Annotated in this window: 1 protein-coding gene and 1 pseudogene; one reads left to right on the top strand and one right to left on the bottom strand. The window is 63.0% G+C overall.

Annotated features, from left to right (window positions below; genetic code table 11):
• Nucleotides 1–309 (bottom strand): annotated as a pseudogene (locus tag QX126_RS33500) (flagellar protein); the annotation flags it as partial.
• Between the two features lie 381 nt (nucleotides 310–690).
• On the opposite strand from QX126_RS33500, the gene flbT reads away from it, so the two are divergent.
• Entirely contained in the window at nucleotides 691–1116 is a 426-nt protein-coding gene (flbT, locus tag QX126_RS33505; protein WP_315715996.1) for a flagellar biosynthesis repressor FlbT, read from the top strand.
• Nucleotides 1117–1377 lie beyond the last annotated feature (261 nt).

Here is a 1377-nt window from a genome sequence, read left to right on the forward strand (position 1 = left end):
GCTCTGCAGCACCTGGTTGGCGATCGACTTGGCGCTGTCGACGAGCTTCTGCAGCGAGGTGATGCCGGTGTTGGCGGCCTGCAGCACCTGCACGCCGTTGCCGATGCCGTCGAGCAGATTGGAGATGTCGGAAGCGCGGTTGTCGAGACCCTGGGCGGTGAAGAAGTTGGTCGGATTGTCGAGCGCCGAGTTGACCTTCTTGCCCGTGGAGAGATTGTTCTGGGTGGTGGCGAGGAGCTGAGCCGTCGACTGAAGCGAGAGCAGATTCTGACGCACCGACGCCGAGAGAACAATACCTGACATTTTCATACCCTTCTGGTGTGAAACAAACTGCCCGATCCATTCAGGATCAAGGCGAAGCCCGTCGGTGACTGCACCACCGGGCGACGGGCGTTAAGGTAAATGCGAGCGGCTAACAAACAGTGAAGTCACGGCCGCTCGCGGTCCCCGATGCGCGGCATCGGCACGGCCGCGCAGAGGTGATTCGCCGCGGATCACCTTGAAAACACCGCATATTCGCCGGGCGTGCGCGGCCGTTTACCGTCCGTTAACCATGATCGGAAAGGATTGCTGCGCGCCGACCGATCGAGCGCGCAGACTCCCCGCGCGATCTAGACTGGCAGCTGGACCGGTCATCGGCCTCGACGCAGCAGGTTCGGCGCCACGCCGATGCGGCAACGGAGAATGAGAATGGCCCTGAAAGTCGAACTGAAGCCGCATGAGCGCATCATCATCGGCTCCTGCGTGATCACCAACACCGACCAGCGCGCGCGTCTCCTGATCGACGGCGAGAACATTCCGATCCTGCGCGAGAAGGACATCCTGACGCCGGAGACGGCCGACACGCCGGCCAAGCTCGTCTATCTTGCGGTCCAGCTGATGTACATCTCGCCGGGAGCAGACGCGGATCACGGCACCTATTTCAACCTGCTGCGCGACATCATCACGACGGTGCCGAGCGCCTGGCCGATCATCGAGGCGATCAACGGCCATATCCTCAACGGCGATCTCTACCAGGCGCTGAAGGAAGCCAAGAAGCTCGTCGCCTATGAGAAGAAGCTGATCGAGCAGGCTGAAGCCGAACAGCAGGACAAGCCGGTGAGCTCGGCGGCCTGAGCCTCCGCCGAACACATCGTAGATCGAAGGCCCGGCCCCGCCCATGGCGGGCCGGCTTTTTTGTCCTGACGGGCTCGTCGCAATACGCCATCCGCACCGTCGGCCCCCCTCCTCGTTCCCTCCAATGAAAAGCGGCGGGGTTTCCCCCGCCGCCTTCGTTGTCGAGATGCGATGCCTGCGGATCAGCGCAGGAGCTGCAGCACGCTCGCCTGCGACTGGTTGGCGAGCGACAGCGCGGACACCGCGATCGACTGGCGGGTC

The sequence above is a fragment of the Bradyrhizobium sp. SZCCHNPS1003 genome (genome assembly GCF_032381555.1).
Taxonomy (GTDB): Bacteria; Pseudomonadota; Alphaproteobacteria; order Rhizobiales; family Xanthobacteraceae; genus Bradyrhizobium.